Here is a 17383-nt window from a genome sequence, read left to right as displayed (position 1 = left end):
CAAAAATCCTGACGCGATGACAAATCAATTAAAGAAACAGGTCGACCTGGAAATAGATCGGCGCCTCGCGCTCGGTGAGCACGGAGGGGCGTTCCAGCGAATGGGCGAATGTCACGCGGGTGGCGAGGTACTTGCCACGGGCAAAGAACTCCAGCGAGTTGCTGGACATTCGGCCATGTACTTCGCTGTTGTATCGGTCATTGCTGATGACGCCTTGGTCATAACCGACACTGGTGCCGTATTCGCTCAGTGCCGGGCGCAGCCAATCGGCAGTCACCGGGCGGGTCCAGCGCAGCTCATTACGCCAGTAGCCGCCGCTGTCCCCGGATAAAAACTGGTCTTTGTAGCCACGCACCGATGAGCTGCCACCCAGGCTGATGCGTTGCGGGCTGAACAACACGTCTTCACTGCGCTGGCCCGTGGCGAGGCTGCTGAACGTGAAGGACTCTCCCAGCCAGTTGAACGGCAACAGGTAACTGGCCGTGGCGGTGTACTTTCGATAACGGGCGTTGGCGGTAAGGTTGCCGGCCTCATCACGACGCTGGTCGTTGCCCTGCGCATCCAGCGCGCCGATGCCCTGCTGCATGCCCAGGTCCAGGTTGACGAACGAATGGCCGATACGCCGGCCATGGTTGATCCCCAACTGGGCTTCGGTAATGCGCTGGCTGCTGATATCCAGACGGCTGTCTTCGATGTAGTTGTTGGTGCGCAGGTGAGCGAAACCGGCATTGATCGACGTTTTGCTCACCGCATCGCGATGGACGAGGCGCTCGGCGCGCAATTGATGATTCTCGCTGTCGCCGCTCTGGCTGAAGTTGAAACCATTGCCTTGGGCCTGGGAGCGGTATTCGCTCTGGCTGTAGGTATAACTGAAGTTCCACCAGCCCCAAGGCACGTTGTAATAGAACATCGAGTTTTTCGAGGTTTTCTGATGATCGCTCAACGCATCATGGCCGCCGCGTAACATCAACTGGTCGGCCAGCCCCAGCGGGCTGTCCCACTCAAAGCCTGCGCCCCACTGCTGTTCACCGGTGCTTTTCTGACCGTCGTTGTTACGCGACAGGCTGGCACGCCAGGGCTTTTGCGGGTTGTTCCTGACCAGCACGCTGCTGCCGCCAACCTGAACGCCGGGGGTCAGCTCCATTTGCGCCTGGTTGGAGGGCAAGCGGTTCAACTGATCCACCAGTTGTTCTATTTCACGAAGATTGAGCAATTCGCCCGTTTTACCGGGGAAGGTCATGGACAGTTCCCGATCCGAAATATGGCTGTCGTCGGCGCCCTTCAAACCCTCGAGTTTGCCCTCAACTACAAACACACTTAAGTGGCCGCTGGAGAGGTCTTGCTGCGGCAAGTAAGCGCGGCTGGTGATCATGCCCTTGCCGATGTAATGGTCGGTGATGACCTTGAGCAATTCGTTGAGTTGCGAGACGCCCAGGCATTGACCGATATAAGGCTTGAGCAAGCGCTCGCGGTCGGCAGCGGACAGACTGTCGGCGCCCTTGAGTTCGATGTCTTTGATAGGAAAGCAACGTGTATCCACCGGGGCGGCCGGTGTTGCGGGCAATGTTGGCTTGCCCGGCAATGCCTTGAGTTCTTCGAGCCGACGCTGCTGTTCTTCGATCAGGCGATTCTGGCGATCGCGAATCAGGTCCTGGTCACCCGGCGTTGACGGGCTGGCGCCATTGGCACTGTTCTGTGTGCCCAAGCCAAGCAATAGGGCGCAAAGCACCGGCCACATCCGTGGGGAGATAAACATAACGCTCCATCGTTAATAAGTGCTGAGGGGGCAAATTGCCCGCAGAGGCAGGGTCGTAGTTCCCCTGAAACTGATGCCAGAAATACTGGCTAAATGACGCCAGCTATCACGGACGTGAAACAGACCACACACATTTTGAAAAATTCAGCCGACAAGAAAATTATTATTAATTGTGTCAGACCGACCTACCGAGCGATGCGCCGGGAATGTAGGAGCGGGCTTGCCCGCGATATAGGTAGTCCGCTCGCGAAGAGGGTGTATCAGGCAATATCTATGTCGATTGAAAGTCCTTGTCGCGAGCAAGCTCGCAGAGCCGTGCCGCCAGCGCCTTGGCCTGGCTTGCCACGTCGGTCACCGCCGTGCTTTCCCACCACATCCCGCGCAACGGCGGGCCCATGGCGAACAAACGGCTGGCGACCTGCCCATCGGCACCTGGAACCGCGCCGTCAACCGCTGCCGCAATCCCCAGCGCCAATGGCCCCGGACGCACCAGACCGCGCGCTAACAGCTGCTGCGGTAACGGCCGCGCCACCCGCCGCCAGTCGTACTCGATGCCGCTGGAGTTGATCAACGCCGCGCCGCTGATGACGCAAGTCTGTGCCTCGCCACGGCGCCGAATGCGAATACTGACCTCCCCGTTCAACGAAGGCTCCAGCCCTTTGAACGATGCGGCCTGAATCCGCAACCGCCCTTCTCCGTGCAACCGCGCCACCAACTCGGCACTCAATGGCGGCGAGCGATGGTGATGGCTTTCCCACCACGGCCGCACATGGCGCACAAACTGCCGACGCTGCACATCCGTCGCCTGACTCCATAACCGCCCGATGTGCGCCCGCACGGTATCCAGTGGTGCTTGCCAGTCGATGCCTTGTTCGATGGCATTGCGACACTGCCGGCGCAGTTCGCGCATCAACTGGCGCGGCGTTCGAATGCCGTGGTCCTCGGCCAGAAAATCCACCCACGTCGGCGGTTGCCGACGCACATGCGGCAGCAGGCCATGACGGGAAAACACTTCAATCGGCCCGCGATGCCCGGCTTGCTCCAGCGACACCACGGCATCGACCATGGTCAGGCCCGAGCCGATGACCAGCACCGTCGACTGCGGATCGAGCTGACGCATGGCGGCCACATCCCATGGATCGAGCGCCGCTGCGTTCAGGCCGCTGGATTCGGTTTGCGGCGTGCGGGCGGCTGCAAACATTCCCGTGGCCAACACCGCATAAGCACCTTGCAAGCGTTGCCCGTCATTCAAACTCAACTGTACTGAATCGTCACAGGTTTGCAGGTCGACCACCTCGGCTCGCACATGCTCGACACTCGAACCATTCAATGCGCCCAACGCTTGCGCCTCGGCCAGACGCTGCTGCACGTACAACCCGAAAATCCCCCGAGGTGGGAACAGTTCACTGACCGGTACATGTTGCTGATCCGACTCCGGCCAGCCGCCAGCGGCAATGTACTCCGTCAGCCATTGCGTCAGGTCGTCGGCATTGTCCGGGTCGACACTCATGCGCGCCGCATTGCCGTTAAGCGTATGGCCGAGCTCGACCGCGCTGTAGGCTTCGCCCCGACCAAGTTCGACCCGGGGTTCGATCACCAGCACCTGGCGCTTGCCCGGCAAACGCAACAACTGCGCCGCCAGCATCGTGCCGCTGAGGCCGCCGCCGATGATCAGGATGTCCGCGTGGCGGAGAATGTCAGTCGCCTGTCCGTGTGAGGTGTCAGTCATGGCGTTCTCATTGGTTGATAGTTACCTGTCCCGAGCCGATTCCGGTATTTATCCAATGTTGGCCGCTAAACAGTCAAATCACCACGTTACGCACAAATCGAGCCGCCACTTCCCCATCATTGCGATAGGAATGCGGCTGGTTGCTGGCGAACATGAAGAACTCGCCGGCAGCGATTTTCTGCGGTTGACCGCCGAGCATCAGGGTCAGGCAACCTTCGAATACATAAAGCTGTTCGCTGTAACCTTCGGCATCCGGCTCAGACGGGTAATGCTCACCCGGTTCCAGGCGCCACTCCCACAGTTCTACTTCGCGGGTGGCGGTGGCTTTCGACAATAGCACCGCCTTACTGCCGGGGATGGTGCCGGCCCAGGCCAATTCGTTGATGCGGCTCGGGTCACGGGCATCGGGAGCCTGGATCAGATCGCTGAAGGCTACGTCCAGTGCTTCGGCAACGCGGTCGAGGGTGGTCAGGCTGACATTCTTCTCGCCGGCCTCGATGGCCACCAGCATCCGACGGCTGACTCCGGACTTTTCGGCCAGGGCTGTCTGGCTCATATCGGCTGCGTGGCGCAGACGTCGGACATTCTGACTGACGTGCTGGAGGACCGACGCCCGTTGGGTGGAATCTTTGTGCACTATATTGCTCACTGAGTGGTGTTGCGCAGTATACTGCCCAACTTCCGGCGCATTGTGCGTCTCCCTCAGGTAGCGCGCAAGGTCATGACGTCGGTGAACTCCTCCCCTGCTTCCTCCCGTTTCTCACGGTTCAGCAAAGCTGAATGCGTGCTGGTGCTGATCACCATGATCTGGGGCGGGACCTTTTTGCTGGTCCAGCATGCAATGACCGTCAGCGGGCCAATGTTTTTCGTCGGTCTGCGTTTTGCCGCCGCGGCGGGCCTCGTGGCGCTGTTCTCCTGGCGTCATCTGCGCGAACTGACCCTGTTCGAACTCAAGGCCGGGGCGTTTATCGGCGTGGCGATCATGCTCGGTTATGGCCTGCAGACCGTGGGTTTGCAGAGCATCCCCAGCAGTCAGTCGGCGTTTATTACCGCACTGTATGTGCCGTTCGTGCCGTTGCTGCAATGGCTGGTGCTGGGTCGGCGTCCGGGATTGATGCCGAGCATCGGGATCATGCTGGCCTTTACCGGGTTGATGTTGCTGTCGGGACCTGCCGGCGCTTCGTTCAATTTCAGCCCCGGTGAAATCGCCACATTGATCAGCGCCGTGGCGATTGCGGCGGAGATCATTCTGATCAGCACCTATGCCGGCCAGGTCGATGTACGCCGGGTGACGGTGGTGCAGCTGGCAGTGACTTCGGTGCTGGCGTTTCTGATGGTGGTGCCGACTCAGGAAGTGATTCCGGGATTCTCCTGGTTGCTGTTGTGCAGTGCATTGGGCCTGGGCGCGGCGAGTGCGGCGATTCAGGTGGCGATGAACTGGGCGCAGAAGAGTGTGTCGCCGACGCGGGCGACGTTGATCTACGCCGGGGAACCGGTGTGGGCCGGGATTGTCGGGCGGATTGCCGGAGAGCGGTTGCCGGCGATTGCGTTGGTCGGGGCGGGGTTGATTGTGGTGGCGGTGATTGTCAGTGAGTTGAAGACCAAGGGTAAGGTGGTTCTTGAGGTTGAGGACGATCTGGATCGCGAAGCCGAGCACTGATCGTTCCCACGCTCTGCGTGGGAACGCAGCCCGGGACGCTCCGCGTCCCAAGAGCGGCAGAGCGTCCATTGAGGCATTCCCACCCAGAGCGTGGGAACGATAAGCAGGAATTTTCCGCTTACCTTGTAGGATTCTGCGACAGCTTGGCGTTTGGTGATCCGGAAGCTGGCACGTATGATGCCTCACAAACTTCCGCAGATTAGAAGCCTATGTCCCTGATAGTTCTACTGCTTCTGCCTTTCATTGGCAGCTGTCTGGCAGCGATGCTGCCGCACAACGCGCGTAATACCGAATCGCTGTTGGCTGGCCTGGTCGCCCTGATCGGCACCGTCCAGGTCGCCCTCTTGTACCCGCAAATCGCCCATGGCGGCGTGATCCGCGAAGAGTTCTTCTGGTTACCCAGCCTGGGCTTGAACTTCGTTCTGCGCATGGACGGTTTTGCCTGGCTGTTCTCGATGCTGGTGCTGGGCATCGGCACGCTGGTTTCTCTGTACGCCCGTTATTACATGTCGCCAGACGATCCGGTGCCGCGTTTCTTCGCGTTTTTCCTGGCGTTCATGGGCGCCATGCTGGGGTTGGTGATCTCCGGCAACCTGATCCAGATCGTGTTTTTCTGGGAGCTGACCAGCCTCTTCTCATTCCTGTTCATCGGTTACTGGCACCACCGCGCCGATGCGCGACGTGGCGCCTACATGGCATTGATGGTTACCGGCGCCGGCGGCTTGTGTTTGCTGGCGGGAGTCATGTTGCTCGGCCATGTGGTCGGCAGCTATGACCTGGACAAGGTCCTGGCCGCCGGCGATCTGATTCGCGCACATGCCCTCTACCCTATTCTGCTTCCCCTGATCCTGATCGGTGCCCTGAGCAAAAGTGCGCAATTCCCCTTCCATTTCTGGCTGCCCCACGCCATGGCGGCGCCGACACCGGTTTCGGCGTATCTGCACTCGGCGACTATGGTCAAGGCCGGGGTCTTCCTGCTCGCGCGCCTGTGGCCGTCGCTGTCCGGCAGTGAAGAATGGTTCTACATCGTCAGCGGGGCCGGCGCCTGCACCCTGTTGCTCGGCGCTTACTGCGCGATGTTTCAGAATGACCTCAAGGGCCTGCTGGCCTACTCGACCATCAGCCATCTGGGCCTGATCACCCTGCTGCTGGGCCTGAACAGTCCGCTGGCCGCCGTGGCCGCGGTGTTCCACATTCTCAACCACGCCACGTTCAAGGCCTCGCTGTTCATGGCTGCCGGGATCATCGACCACGAAAGCGGCACCCGGGACATTCGCAAACTCAGCGGCCTGATCAAACTGATCCCGTTCACCGCCACCTTGGCCATGGTCGCCAGCGCCTCGATGGCCGGCGTGCCGCTGCTCAACGGTTTTCTGTCGAAAGAGATGTTCTTCGCCGAAACAGTGTTCATCAACGCCACGGCCTGGATCGAGATGACCTTGCCGATCGTCGCGACTATCGCCGGGACGTTCAGCGTGGCCTACTCCCTGCGCTTCACTGTCGATGTGTTCTTCGGCCCGACCGCCACCGACCTGCCGCACACCCCGCACGAGCCGCCACGCTGGATGCGCGCGCCGGTGGAATTGCTGGTGTTCACCTGTCTGGTGGTGGGGATCTTCCCCGCTCAAGTGGTCGGCCCGTTGCTCGCGGCGGCGGCATTGCCGGTGGTGGGCGGCACGCTGCCCGAGTACAGCCTGGCGATCTGGCACGGCTGGAACGCGCCGATGATCATGAGTCTGATCGCCATGTCCTGCGGCGTTGTGCTTTATCTGCTGCTGCGTAATCAGCTCAAGCGCGGGCGCTTCGACCACCCACCCATCATTGGCCGGTTCAATGGCAAGCGTCTGTTCGAGCGCAGCCTGGTGATCATGATGCGCCTGGCTCGACGTCTGGAGCGACTGATCAATACCCGGCGCCTGCAAACCCAGCTGTTTCTGGTGGTACTCGCCGCGGTGCTGGCCGGGTTGATTCCGATGCTGCACAGCAGCCTGAGCTGGGGCGACCGGCCGAAAATCCAGGGCTCGATCGTATTCGTGACCCTCTGGCTGCTGGCAATTGCCTGTGCCCTCGGTGCGGCGTGGCAAGCCAAGTATCACCGACTCGCGGCCCTGACCATGGTCAGCGTCTGCGGCCTGATGACCTGCGTGACCTTCGTCTGGTTCTCTGCACCGGACCTGGCCCTGACGCAACTGGTGGTCGAAGTAGTGACCACGGTGTTGATCCTCCTCGGTCTGCGCTGGCTGCCGCGACGGATCGAAGAGGTGTCGCCTTTGCCGAGCAGTCTGCGCAAGGCGCGAGTGCGAAGGGTTCGCGACCTGGCACTATCGATCACGGTCGGTGGCGGCATGGCGCTGCTGTCCTACGCGATGCTGACCCGCCAGACGCCCAACGACATTTCCTCGTTCTACCTCAGTCGCGCCCTGCCCGAAGGCGGCGGCAGCAACGTGGTCAACGTGATGCTGGTGGACTTCCGTGGTTTCGACACCCTCGGCGAAATCACCGTGCTGGTGGCGGTGGCCCTGGCCGTGTTCGCCCTGCTGCGACGCTTCCGCCCGCCGAAAGAAAGTCTGCAACTACCGGCCCAACAGCGCTTGCTGGCGCCCGACGTGGTCACCGACCTGGTCAACCCGCGGCACGCCAGCGACACCGCGCTCGGCTTCATGATGGTGCCAGCGGTGCTGGTTCGTCTGCTGCTGCCGATTGCTTTTGTGGTGTCGGTCTACCTGTTCATGCGCGGGCACAATCAACCCGGTGGCGGTTTCGTCGCCGGTCTGGTGATGTCGGTGGCGTTCATCCTGCAATACATGGTCGCCGGCACCCAGTGGGTCGAGGCGCAAATGAGCCTGCGACCGCTGCGCTGGATGGGCACCGGGCTGCTGTTCGCCACGGTCACCGGGCTCGGGGCGATGGCGGCCGGGTATCCATTCCTTACCACTCACACCTGGCATTTCACCCTGCCGCTGCTGGGCGACATTCACATCGCCAGCGCGCTGTTTTTCGACATTGGTGTGTACGCCGTGGTGGTCGGTTCGACCCTGTTGATCCTCACCGCCCTCGCCCACCAATCGGTACGCGGTCATAAAACCAGCGCGCAACCCAAGCCCATGGCCAAAGCGGCTATCACGCAAGGAGCCATCTGATGGAAGAAGTCATCGCAATCGCCATCGGTGTGCTGGCCGCGTCCGGCGTGTGGCTGGTGTTGCGGCCACGGACGTTCCAGGTGGTCATGGGCCTTTGCCTGCTGTCCTACGGCGTCAACCTGTTCATCTTCAGCATGGGCAGCCTGTTCATCGGCAAGGAGCCGAACATCAAGGACGGCGTGCCTCAGGATTTGCTGCACTACACCGACCCGCTGCCGCAAGCGTTGGTGCTGACCGCGATCGTCATCAGCTTCGCCATGACCGCGCTGTTCCTGGTGGTGCTGCTCGCCTCCCGGGGCCTGACCGGTACCGACCATGTGGATGGCCGGGAGCCTAAAGAATGAATCCGATGGCGCACCTGATCGCTGCACCGATTCTGCTACCGCTGCTGACCGCCGCGGTGATGCTGATGCTCGGCGAGAAACACCGCCCGTTAAAGGCCAAAATCAATCTGTTCTCCAGCCTGCTGGGGTTGGGCATTGCCGTGATGTTGCTGCAATGGACCCAAACCACCGGCGTGCCCGGCTCCATCGGTGTGTACCTGCCGGGCAACTGGCAGGTGCCGTTCGGTATTGTGCTGGTGGTCGATCGTCTGTCGGCGCTGATGCTGGTGCTGACCGGGATCATCGGCGTCAGCGCGTTGCTGTTCGCCATGGCCCGCTGGGACGGTGCAGGCTCGAGTTTCCATGCGCTGTTCCAGATTCAGTTGATGGGCCTGTATGGCGCCTTCCTGACGGCAGACCTGTTCAACCTGTTCGTATTCTTCGAAGTGCTTCTGGCCGCCTCTTACGGGCTGATGCTGCACGGTTCGGGCCGGGCGCGGGTGTCGTCGGGGCTGCATTACATCTCGATCAATCTGCTGGCCTCGTCGCTGTTTCTGATTGGCGCGGCGCTGATCTACGGCGTTACCGGTACGCTGAACATGGCCGACCTGGCGCTGAAAATTCCGTTGGTGCCGGAAGCCGATCGCGGTTTGCTGCATGCCGGCGCGGCCATTCTGGCAGTGGCGTTCCTGGCCAAGGCCGGGATGTGGCCGCTGAACTTTTGGCTGGTGCCAGCCTATTCCGCGGCCAGCGCGCCAGTAGCGGCGATGTTCGCGATCATGACCAAGGTCGGTGTCTACACCTTGCTACGCTTGTGGACGCTGCTGTTCTCCGGGCAGGCCGGGGCATCCGCGTACTTCGGCGGCGACTGGCTGATTTACGGTGGCATGGCGACCATCGTCTGCGCCGCCGTGGCGATCCTCGCCGCGCAACGCCTGGAACGCATGGCCAGCCTGAGCATTCTGGTGTCGGCCGGCATTCTGTTGTCGGCCATCGGTTTCGCCCAGCCGAACCTGATCGGCGCGGCGTTGTTCTATCTGGTCAGCTCGACCCTGGCCTTGAGCGCACTGTTCTTACTGGCCGAATTGATCGAACGCTCGCGCTCGGCCAACGAAATGCCACTGTTCGATGACGGCGAGCTGCTTCCACGCCCCCTGGAATCCTTGCAGCCGCCCAAAGGCTTCAACCTCGATGACGACCGCAAAGCCGTGGTCGGCCAAGTGATCCCCTGGACCATGGCCTTCCTCGGTTTGAGCTTCATCGCCTGCGCCCTGCTGATCATCGGCATGCCGCCACTTTCCGGGTTTATCGGCAAACTCGGTCTGCTCAGCGCTTTGCTCAATCCGCTGGGCCTGGGCAATGGCAGCGACGAACCGATATCGAACGGCGCGTGGGGTTTGCTCGTCCTGTTGATCTTGTCCGGACTGGCCTCGCTGATCGCTTTCTCGCGTTTGGGCATCCAGCGTTTCTGGACCCCGCAAGAGCTGCCGTCGCCCTTGCTGCGACGCCTGGAATGCGTGCCGATCGTCATTCTGCTGGGGCTGAGCATTGCGTTGACGTTCAAGGCTGAACCGCTGCTGCGCTACACCCAGGCCGCCGCTCAAGCGTTGAATAACCCGCAGCAATACGTGATGGCGGTGCTCGGCACTCGTGTGATTCCAGGCCCGCAAGCCAAGACGGCGCTGCTGGAGGTGCAACCATGAAGCGTCTGTTTCCTGCTCCGTGGCTGTCGCTGGCGTTGTGGCTGCTGTGGCTGGTGTTGAACCTGTCGATGAGCCCCGGCAATCTATTGCTGGGCGCCATGCTGGGGTTCTGCGCACCGTTGATGATGCGCAAGCTGCGACCGCTGCCGATCCGCATTCGTCGTCCTGGGGTGATCCTGCGTTTGTTCTTGCTGGTCGGGCGTGACGTACTTGTGTCCAACCTCGCCGTGGCTTGGGGCGTGCTCAACGCGGGCCGTCGTGCGCCTCGCTCGCGGTTCATCAAGGTGCCGCTGGACTTGCGCGATGCCAACGGCCTGGCCGCGTTGTCGATTATTTGCACGGTGGTCCCCGGCACAGTCTGGTCGGAACTGGCGCTGGATCGCAGCATTCTGTTGCTGCACGTTTTCGATCTGGATGACGAAAGCCAATTCATCCGGCACTTCAAGACGACCTATGAGCGCCCCTTGATGGAGATCTTCGAATGAGCGTATTGCTGTCGAACGCGATCCTGCTGAGCCTGTTCCTTTTTTCGATGGCGATGATTCTGACCCTGATCCGCCTGTTCAAGGGCCCGTCGGCTCAGGACCGGGTTCTGGCCCTGGATTACTTGTACATCGTCGCCATGCTGATGATGCTCGCGCTGGGCATTCGTTATGCCAGTGACACTTACTTCGAGGCGGCGCTGCTGATCGCTCTGTTTGGCTTCGTCGGCTCGTTTGCCCTGGCCAAATTCCTGTTGCGTGGCGAGGTGATCGAATGAGTGCTGAATTGTCTCTTTGGGTGGAAGTACCGGTAGCGATTCTGCTGGTGCTCGGCAGCCTGTTTGCGCTGATCGGCGCGATCGGGCTGCTGCGGATGAAGGATTATTTCCAGCGCATGCACCCGCCGGCGCTGGCCTCGACGTTGGGCGCGTGGTGCGTGGCACTGGCATCGATCATTTACTTTTCGGCGCTTAACTCGGCGCCGGCGCTGCATGCCTGGCTGATTCCGGTTCTGTTGTCTATCACGGTACCGGTGACCACGCTGTTGCTGGCCCGGGCGGCGCTGTTTCGCAAGCGCATGGCGGGGGATGATGTGCCGGCTGAGGTGAGTAGTCGGCGGACGGAAACAGGGAGTTAAATCCGCGGGCTTGTGTTGAATGGTAGGGCCTCTTCGCGGGCAAGCCTCGCTCCTACAGGTAAACGGTGTACCTGGAGCGAGGCTTGCCCGCGAAGCTTTTCAGATCCAGGCCACCGCCAACAATCCAGCGCCCAACACCACACACAGCGGTGAATAGGCCCAGGTATCGAGCCGGGCAAACTGCGAATCCTTGATCTCCTTGAAAAACCCCACCAAATTCGAATCACCGATCGCCCGGGCAAACATCAGCATCGCGATCGCGCTGATCACCCATTGCAGCGACCAGTGATGCACCGTGGGCAGATACAGCCCGACCCGCAGGCACACCAGCATCGCGATCAGCAGTAAACCCACCGCCACCAGCAACGTTACGAAGCCCGACGGCTTGAACGCAGGCCTTGATGCCTCACCGCCCTCCCCGGACACGCGCGGCACCGCCGCCTCGCTGCCCCACTTGCCACCCGCTGCCCAATACAGGTGGACCAGGCTGATCAATAAAAAGATTGCTGCAATCCATTGCGCGACCAAAAGGCTCATATTCAGACATTCAGCGTGAAATGTTGCAGCAGGATGAACTTCCTTGCGCGTTTTTGTAAGGGTATTCGCTATCTCCCCCGTAGGAGCTGCCGCAGGCTGCGATCTTTTGATCTTGTTTTTTTAAAGCAAAGTCAGAAGATCGCAGCCTGCGGCAGCTCCTGCGAGTTTTATGTACATCCGGGAGTTCCCGGGTTACATACATCGGTTTATTTCAGGGCGGCAGACACCTTATCCGCCACATCCTTGGGCACCCAGGCCCGCCACACGTCCGGGTGCGCTTTCATGAACGCCTCCGCCGCTTGACGTGGCGGGGTGTGTTTTTCGCTCATGTCAGCCAAGGCTTTGTTCAATGCTTCGATCGGTAAATCGACCTTGGTGAAGAACTCGGCAATCTGCGGGTATTGCTTCTGGAATGGCGTGGACACGCCGATGGACAGCTTCGAGGGCAGCGAGCGAGTCGGTTTCGGATTGGGGTTGTCGGCGTCGGTCAGGGTTTTCCAGGCTTCGGCATCGAACGGTGGCTCTTGCAGCTGAATCAGTTTGAAACGGCCGAGCAACGGCGTCGGGGACCAGTAATAGAACAGGACCGGTTTGCCGCGACGAATCGACGAACTGATCTCTGCGTCCAGCGCCGCCCCCGAACCACTGCGAAAGTTCACGTAGCTGTCGTCCAGCCCGTACGCCTTGAGCTTCTGTTTGTTGACCACTTCCGACGTCCAGCCGATCGGGCTGTTGAGAAAACGCCCCTTGCCCGGGGTTTCCGGGTCTTTGAACACGTCCTTGTAGCGTGGCAGATCACTGATACTGCGCAGATCCGGCGCCATCGGCTTGATGCCCTTGGCCGGGTCGCCCTTGATCACGTACTCCGGCACCCACCAGCCCTCGGTGGCGCCCTTGACCGTATCGCCCAGGGCCGCGACTTTGCCCTCGGCTTCAGCCTTGACCCAGACCGGGCTGCGACCGGCCCATTCTTCGCCAATGACCTGAATGTCATTGTTGGCCAATGCGGTCTCCAGGGTAATGGTCGTCCCCGGCAAGGTGTCGGTCGGCAAGCCATAGCCCTTCTCGACGATGATCCGCAGAATATCGGTGATCAGACTGCCGCTTTCCCAGTTCAGGTCGGCGAAATGAATCGGCGCCTGAGCAGCGAACACCGGAACGGGTGAAGCCAATAAACTGAACGTGGCCAGGGTAGCGGCCAGTAACCGTCGAAATCCCTTCATGCTTTTGCACCTCGTGCTGTTCACAGCAATAGCAGGATGGCCTGACAAAGAAGACCGCAAGCCTCTGAATACTCAGTCATCTGACTGTAGTTGAGGTTCCTGCTTTCGAGGGGCGAGGACTAATTTTCGGAAGGTTCCTGCAAGCGTGCAAGCTCTCTTCTGACCATGCTGGCGTACACCGCCGGACGCAACAGGTAGATCTGTGACGCCACCCAACTCAGCCAGACTCCCTGTAGAACGGCCTTTTGAGCCAACAAGCGCTGCGCCTCGGCGTGGGCACTGGCCTGGTTCTGTTCATGGAAATCGGCGCGACTCAGGGTCATTACTCGCTGGCCTTGAAGGTCACCAGTTCACCCTTGCGCCACTTGGCAGCCTTGGCAGTCACGGCTTTCAGGGTTTTTGTCAGGCCTTCCTGCAATTGTTGGTGGGCTGCGAACACCATCACCACGCTATGACCTTCCTTGAACACAATGCCGTGGCCGTCTGTGGTGGTCACGAATGCGTAATCCCCCAGCCCGTATACCGTCAGTTTGATTTCGCGGAACTTGATGTCCAGCTTGCCGCCTTCGCGGCTGGGCAATACAGAGGCGCTGAAATGATCGCCGACCTTGAGTTTAAGCCCGGGTTTGTCATCCACCACCAGCGCTGATTCAGTGTCCAGTTCGGCAATGTAAATGCCTTCAGCGTTCTGTTCAGTGATGTAGACGAAACGTGACTGAAACTGTTTAACCAGCTTTGCGCGCAAATCACCCAGTACGAACAAAGCATGCATATCGAGATTACTTACTGCCAAGGAAACATCCCCACATCTGAAAATGACGCCGTGCGCGGGAAATGCGCACAGCAGAAAAAAGCGGCAATGCCGAGGTGTAGCCAAATGACCCGGGTCGAATCCTGGAATGAGCAGAGGACCCATTCATCGCGAGGTTCGAGAAGATTACTGGAACATCCCTCACGTCGTCTTGCCTGGCGGTCGTCAGATGTTGAAGGAAAACGCCCTTCTGACGGCCAGAGAAAACCGGATTACCAACTTTAGGGAAAATTCTCTTTAAAAAAAGCACTTTTCCGACATATCGCCAGTAAAAAATTGCTTTAGATGAGCGTCAATGGCCAACCATTGATGGATTCTAGAGCAGCCATGCTCACCGAGACTACCCATAACAACGTACACACGTCGGTAAAACCACGAAAAGGACTTCATATGTGCAGACTGACTCACTTTGCCCAACCTCATACCCGATACACAAACGGCTCATCACCTCTGCATTCGATGGGGCTCCAGCAGCAGGACTTCCTTCCTGAAGAGCTTCTGCTCCCGCGTTTTCAGGTGGTATTGGCCGGCAACGCCTTTTTCCACATCAGAGAAATATCCACCGGACGTGTAAGAGGTTTCCGCGCCAATCATAACGAAGCCTGCGCCCTTGCCCGCTCACTCGAGGCACGCAGCTGAGACACGCAGCATTCACTTCTATAGACGTTTCGTCACACCGGCGACTTAACTCAGCCGCCGGCAGGCAACTACTGCCATACTGCCCGACCAATGAAACCCCTCCCCAAGGCGGGCGGCGGTCGACACAACAACTATTTCCAAGGGAAGACTGCCAGGTGACGGAATTTGATATCGGTGAATTTTTTATCCGGGGCGAAGCCAGAGAGGTCGACGGCGAATTCCAGGCAGTCATTATCATGCGCGCCAAACCGCCGTTGACCACTGTGACGTATCACCAGGTCGAAAAGGATCGCTGGTTCAAGACCGCGGATGTCGCGGCCATTGCCGCCCAGGAAGCTGCCAAGGCTCTGAAAGTGGCCGTCGATGAAGGGGCATTGAACGCCTGATCATCGGATTTGCAGTCTATGCTCATCCCTGCATTTGAATATCGCTATCGAACGCCTGAAGCGCGGCTCTCTCAAATGCCTCTCAGATGCAATGAAGCCGCACCTCGGATCTCGCACTCGACGCGACAGATTATCTGCAAGGAGATGAAGATGGATTCACCCACTCATGATTTGAAAGGCTTGTTCGACCAGCTCGGCCTGGACTCCAGCGAGAAGGCCATCGACGATTTCATTGCCCGTCACTCACCCTTGCCCGATGACAAGAAACTCATCGAGGCCGAGTTCTGGACCCCGCAACAAGCCGGCTTCCTCAAAGAACAACTGCGTGAAGACGCCGATTGGGCGCATGTGGTCGACGACCTGAACCTGCGCATGCACCAGATCCACTAATCTCTCAGCGAGGACGTTCTGGCTTGTAACCCAAGCGCAACCCACCCCAATGCCGGCCCTTGAGCATGATCGGCACCGAGAGATCGTGCATCAGTTCACCGGTGTCGCGGGTGTAGGTCTGCAACAGCACGGCCTGTTGATGGCTGCCACAGCGGATCCCGGTGCGGTCGGCGAACTTGCGCTTGGTGCGGTTTTGCAGGGTATCGACCTGCACATCACCGGTCAGTGGTTGGCTGAACACGGTGTTGTGGGTCGGCACATAACCCTGCTGCGTGCAGGCGATGGCGAATACCAGGCCTTCATGGCGCGGCAGCAACGGTTCCTGAATCGCCGGCAAGACCTGATCGGTGTAGCGGTCGAAACGGGTCTGGTACTTGGCCGGACTGGTGTTGAGGATCGCCTGGTAATTGCGATCAAACAAGTCATCGAGGCTGATCCGGCCCTGATCGATATCCGCTTCAAAACGCGCCGCAATCTGACTCGCACCTTCGCGGGCCAGGTCGTAAATCCGCTGGTGATAGTCATCCAGTCCGACTGCTGCAAGGCGTTCACTGATGGTTTCGGCCTGCCCTTCCATTTGTACCGCAGCCTGGGCGAGCCGCTGGGTCTGCTGGTCGCTGATCGCCAGATCGCTGCGCATCTGTTCGATGGCATGGAACAGACTGTCGAGCTGTTCGCGATTGGTGTCCGCACCCAGAGCGATTTCTCCGACCTGGCTTTCGACGCCGGCCGCCAGGCGCGCGATGTTTTCCAAATGCTGCCCCGTGTGCTCGACCTGCTCGACGCCGGTATTCAGATCGCTGGCCAGTTGACGAATCTGTTCCACCACTTGCGCGGTGCGTTGTTGAATGTCGGCGACCATCTCCCCGACTTCACCGGTCGCCGTCGCCGTGCGCGCGGCCAGCCCGCGAACCTCATCGGCCACCACCGCAAAACCGCGACCGTGCTCGCCGGCCCGCGCGGCTTCGATAGCCGCGTTCAGCGCCAACAAATTGGTCTGGCTGGCGATGGACTGAATCACCAGCGTGACCCGCTGGATATCGTCGCTGCGCAGGCTCAGGGCTTCGATCAGCTCGCGGCTGCTGCTGGCACGTTGACTGAGTTGATGCATGCGCGCAATGGACTCGACCAGCTCAGTGCGCCCTGCCGCGCTGCTCTGATGGGCTTCGCTGGCCGCGCTCAAGGCTTCCCGACTGAGCTTCGACGTAGCGTGTTCGGTCGCGATCATCACTTCGGCGCTGCTGACAATCTGCGCCGCGGCGTTGAGCTGCGATTGCAGTTTGTCTGCCAGTTGCTTGACCGAATAGGCCACGCCGGCGGCCGACAAGGCGTTGTGACTGGTGGTGTAGGAAAGATCGCGAGTCAATCCGGCGATAGCGCTGGTGCCGTCTGCAGGGATAGCCTCGGGGAGCGTGCGCGAACGCAGGCGCGGCAGCCAGATAATCAGCACGGCCAATGGCAGGCCAAGGTAAAGCGACCAGCCAGCCAATGCCATGGCGCACAGCAATAGCATCAGGGCGATGCTTTGCAAGGTCGGCGTGAGCCAAAGGTTTTTCGGCAAAAGTACGGCTGCGGGCACTGCCCCAGCCAGAGACCCGTCTCGCATCATTGTTTGTCACCCCAGACATCTTCTAATTGTTGTATCCGCATTAAACGCCACTACAAGGCCATTATCTATGGTCCGTTAGTAGTGGGGGGTTGCAGCAGATCAATAGAAGTGCGTGAGATTTTTCGGGTGACAAAAAGCTTCGCGGGTAAGTCGGATCTGGCGGGGCTTGGTATTGGGAGTGGAGTACATATCCATTTCTGCGGTCACGGCCGCTGGCGGTTTCGCTTTTACAGCCAGCCCTTTCAAGGTGTTTTCCCTTTATGGGCCTTAAGCACCCGGTCGGTCGACACATGAGCATTGGCAGCCTTTCCCTCCAGCCATTCCTTGGGCTTGGCAATTTTGGGGCCGCGTATGCTTT

General features: G+C 59.9%; 18 protein-coding genes. 10 read left to right on the top strand and 8 right to left on the bottom strand.

The genetic code is table 11. The features are described from left to right. Positions 1-28 precede the first annotated feature (28 nt). The 3 genes from CKW20_RS21630 to CKW20_RS21620 form a co-directional block, all read right to left on the bottom strand. Positions 29-1756, bottom strand: coding sequence for a ShlB/FhaC/HecB family hemolysin secretion/activation protein (locus CKW20_RS21630; protein WP_095054697.1), 1728 nt, complete (start codon positions 1754-1756; stop codon positions 29-31). Positions 1757-2027: 271 nt separating this feature from the next. Beyond that, positions 2028-3485, bottom strand: coding sequence for an FAD/NAD(P)-binding protein (locus CKW20_RS21625; protein ID WP_095054696.1), 1458 nt, complete (start codon positions 3483-3485; stop codon positions 2028-2030). Positions 3486-3558: 73 nt separating this feature from the next. Then, a complete protein-coding gene (locus CKW20_RS21620; RefSeq protein ID WP_095054695.1) occupies positions 3559-4122 on the bottom strand; it encodes a helix-turn-helix domain-containing protein in 564 nt (187 codons plus the stop codon). Between the two features lie 15 nt (positions 4123-4137). Here CKW20_RS21620 and CKW20_RS21615 point away from each other — a divergent pair, with 15 nt between their 5' ends. The 7 genes from CKW20_RS21615 (at position 4138) to CKW20_RS21585 (ending at position 11430) form a co-directional block, all read left to right on the top strand. Further along, entirely contained in the window at positions 4138-5145 is a 1008-nt protein-coding gene (locus CKW20_RS21615) for a DMT family transporter (protein WP_095054694.1), read from the top strand. Between the two features lie 209 nt (positions 5146-5354). Continuing rightward, positions 5355-8285, top strand: coding sequence for a monovalent cation/H+ antiporter subunit A (locus tag CKW20_RS21610; protein ID WP_095054693.1), 2931 nt, complete (start codon positions 5355-5357; stop codon positions 8283-8285). Next, the gene (locus tag CKW20_RS21605; RefSeq protein WP_008029186.1) at positions 8285-8629 is read left to right on the top strand and encodes a Na+/H+ antiporter subunit C; all 345 of its coding nucleotides are present in this window, start codon (positions 8285-8287) and stop codon (positions 8627-8629) included. Before CKW20_RS21610 ends, CKW20_RS21605 begins: the two co-directional genes overlap by 1 nt. Beyond that, positions 8626-10311: a monovalent cation/H+ antiporter subunit D gene (locus CKW20_RS21600; RefSeq protein ID WP_095054692.1), complete on the top strand. Its 1686-nt coding sequence runs from the start codon at positions 8626-8628 to the stop codon at positions 10309-10311. Before CKW20_RS21605 ends, CKW20_RS21600 begins: the two co-directional genes overlap by 4 nt. Beyond that, positions 10308-10796, top strand: a complete 489-nt coding sequence (locus CKW20_RS21595; protein WP_095054691.1) for a Na+/H+ antiporter subunit E — start codon at positions 10308-10310, stop codon at positions 10794-10796. Before CKW20_RS21600 ends, CKW20_RS21595 begins: the two co-directional genes overlap by 4 nt. Continuing rightward, on the top strand, positions 10793-11071 hold the full coding sequence (locus CKW20_RS21590; RefSeq protein WP_095054690.1) for a K+/H+ antiporter subunit F: 279 nt from the start codon (positions 10793-10795) through the stop codon (positions 11069-11071). Before CKW20_RS21595 ends, CKW20_RS21590 begins: the two co-directional genes overlap by 4 nt. Continuing rightward, entirely contained in the window at positions 11068-11430 is a 363-nt protein-coding gene (locus CKW20_RS21585; RefSeq protein WP_095054689.1) for a Na+/H+ antiporter subunit G, read from the top strand. The genes CKW20_RS21590 and CKW20_RS21585 overlap by 4 nt, the downstream gene beginning before the upstream one ends. A gap of 99 nt (positions 11431-11529) precedes the next feature. Here the strand turns inward: CKW20_RS21585 and CKW20_RS21580 are convergent, their stop codons facing one another. The 4 genes from CKW20_RS21580 to CKW20_RS21565 all read right to left on the bottom strand — a co-directional run bounded on the left by CKW20_RS21580 (position 11530) and on the right by CKW20_RS21565 (position 13983). Then, complete coding sequence (locus tag CKW20_RS21580; protein WP_095054688.1) at positions 11530-11967, bottom strand: DUF3995 domain-containing protein; 438 nt, start codon at positions 11965-11967, stop codon at positions 11530-11532. Between the two features lie 206 nt (positions 11968-12173). Further along, positions 12174-13190: an ABC transporter substrate-binding protein gene (locus CKW20_RS21575; protein WP_095054687.1), complete on the bottom strand. Its 1017-nt coding sequence runs from the start codon at positions 13188-13190 to the stop codon at positions 12174-12176. A 119-nt stretch (positions 13191-13309) separates the two neighbouring features. Continuing rightward, positions 13310-13513: a hypothetical protein gene (locus CKW20_RS21570; RefSeq protein WP_095054686.1), complete on the bottom strand. Its 204-nt coding sequence runs from the start codon at positions 13511-13513 to the stop codon at positions 13310-13312. After that, positions 13513-13983, bottom strand: coding sequence for a hypothetical protein (locus tag CKW20_RS21565; RefSeq protein WP_095054685.1), 471 nt, complete (start codon positions 13981-13983; stop codon positions 13513-13515). Before CKW20_RS21565 ends, CKW20_RS21570 begins: the two co-directional genes overlap by 1 nt. 408 nt (positions 13984-14391) lie before the next feature. On the opposite strand from CKW20_RS21565, the gene CKW20_RS29955 reads away from it, so the two are divergent. The 3 genes from CKW20_RS29955 (at position 14392) to CKW20_RS21550 (ending at position 15416) form a co-directional block, all read left to right on the top strand. Next, positions 14392-14640, top strand: coding sequence for a hypothetical protein (locus CKW20_RS29955; RefSeq protein WP_095054684.1), 249 nt, complete (start codon positions 14392-14394; stop codon positions 14638-14640). Between the two features lie 155 nt (positions 14641-14795). Next, positions 14796-15026 (top strand): hypothetical protein, encoded by a 231-nt coding sequence (locus CKW20_RS21555; RefSeq protein WP_095054683.1) that lies wholly within the window; start codon positions 14796-14798, stop codon positions 15024-15026. 150 nt (positions 15027-15176) lie between these two features. Next, a complete protein-coding gene (locus CKW20_RS21550; RefSeq protein WP_095054682.1) occupies positions 15177-15416 on the top strand; it encodes a DUF2789 domain-containing protein in 240 nt (79 codons plus the stop codon). Between the two features lie 4 nt (positions 15417-15420). On the opposite strand, the gene CKW20_RS21545 is transcribed toward CKW20_RS21550, so the two are convergent. Next, positions 15421-16644, bottom strand: coding sequence for a methyl-accepting chemotaxis protein (locus CKW20_RS21545; protein ID WP_371857444.1), 1224 nt, complete (start codon positions 16642-16644; stop codon positions 15421-15423). Positions 16645-17383: the final 739 nt, after the last annotated feature.

This window comes from Pseudomonas sp. Irchel s3b2 (assembly GCF_900187445.1).
Classification (GTDB): Bacteria; Pseudomonadota; Gammaproteobacteria; order Pseudomonadales; family Pseudomonadaceae; genus Aquipseudomonas.
This window is presented reverse-complemented; position numbering and strand designations above follow the sequence as displayed.

Excerpts from the sequence above, each read along its gene's own strand:
- CKW20_RS21630 (WP_095054697.1), bottom strand. The coding sequence starts at position 1,756 with ATGTTTATCTCCCCACGGATGTGGCCGGTGCTTTGCGCCCTATTGCTT.
- CKW20_RS21625 (WP_095054696.1), bottom strand. The coding sequence starts at position 3,485 with ATGACTGACACCTCACACGGACAGGCGACTGACATTCTCCGCCACGCG.
- CKW20_RS21610 (WP_095054693.1), top strand. The coding sequence starts at position 5,355 with ATGTCCCTGATAGTTCTACTGCTTCTGCCTTTCATTGGCAGCTGTCTG.
- CKW20_RS21605 (WP_008029186.1), top strand. The coding sequence starts at position 8,285 with ATGGAAGAAGTCATCGCAATCGCCATCGGTGTGCTGGCCGCGTCCGGC.
- CKW20_RS21600 (WP_095054692.1), top strand. The coding sequence starts at position 8,626 with ATGAATCCGATGGCGCACCTGATCGCTGCACCGATTCTGCTACCGCTG.
- CKW20_RS21595 (WP_095054691.1), top strand. The coding sequence starts at position 10,308 with ATGAAGCGTCTGTTTCCTGCTCCGTGGCTGTCGCTGGCGTTGTGGCTG.
- CKW20_RS21590 (WP_095054690.1), top strand. The coding sequence starts at position 10,793 with ATGAGCGTATTGCTGTCGAACGCGATCCTGCTGAGCCTGTTCCTTTTT.
- CKW20_RS21585 (WP_095054689.1), top strand. The coding sequence starts at position 11,068 with ATGAGTGCTGAATTGTCTCTTTGGGTGGAAGTACCGGTAGCGATTCTG.
- CKW20_RS21580 (WP_095054688.1), bottom strand. The coding sequence starts at position 11,967 with ATGAGCCTTTTGGTCGCGCAATGGATTGCAGCAATCTTTTTATTGATC.
- CKW20_RS21575 (WP_095054687.1), bottom strand. The coding sequence starts at position 13,190 with ATGAAGGGATTTCGACGGTTACTGGCCGCTACCCTGGCCACGTTCAGT.
- CKW20_RS21570 (WP_095054686.1), bottom strand. The coding sequence starts at position 13,513 with ATGACCCTGAGTCGCGCCGATTTCCATGAACAGAACCAGGCCAGTGCC.
- CKW20_RS29955 (WP_095054684.1), top strand. The coding sequence starts at position 14,392 with ATGTGCAGACTGACTCACTTTGCCCAACCTCATACCCGATACACAAAC.
- CKW20_RS21550 (WP_095054682.1), top strand. The coding sequence starts at position 15,177 with ATGGATTCACCCACTCATGATTTGAAAGGCTTGTTCGACCAGCTCGGC.
- CKW20_RS21545 (WP_371857444.1), bottom strand. The coding sequence starts at position 16,644 with ATGATCGCGACCGAACACGCTACGTCGAAGCTCAGTCGGGAAGCCTTG.